Origin of the sequence: Rhizobium sp. RHZ01 (genome assembly GCF_014851595.1) — a bacterium.
Classification (GTDB): domain Bacteria; phylum Pseudomonadota; class Alphaproteobacteria; order Rhizobiales; family Rhizobiaceae; genus Rhizobium; species Rhizobium altiplani.
Genome location: NZ_JACUZZ010000110.1, coordinates 1 through 442, shown reverse-complemented (window position 1 = coordinate 442; position 442 = coordinate 1). Strand labels below are relative to the sequence as shown.

1 pseudogene is annotated in these 442 nt (G+C 59.0%); it reads right to left on the bottom strand.

Going from position 1 to position 442, the window contains the following annotated elements:
• Nucleotides 1–173 precede the first annotated feature (173 nt).
• Nucleotides 174–442 (bottom strand): annotated as a pseudogene (locus IB248_RS31035) (ISNCY family transposase); the annotation flags it as partial.

Below are 442 nucleotides of genomic sequence, written 5' to 3'. Positions count from 1 at the left end.
AGAAATGTCACCTTGGGCGGGTCTTCAGCCATTTAGAAATGCGACACTCACCATGTCCACTTGCACTGAGGCAAGCCCCCGACCGGACCGGCTGGGCCAGGTTGCAAGGGAAGGGAGGGGGCGGGTGGGACACACCCCTTCGGCTTTAGCTTTGAGACGATCCAATCGACCCGTCACTCGGCAGCTTGCTGCCGCAACAGAGCCGTCTCACGTCGCGCAATCACCGCCGGATCGTTCATGTAATCCGTGCGCCTTCCGGGCTTGCGAGCCCTCGGCTTATAGCCATTTTTGTCACTGTTGCTCTTCACGACCGGCTGTTCCTGCTGGTCCTGACGCTCCTTGATATAGGCTAGGAGTTCACCCAGCCGCTTGTTCTCGGTAATCGCCGCATGCGTCACCCGCTGATCCTTGTCGAACACCGAGTAGGGCAGGCAATAGCCTT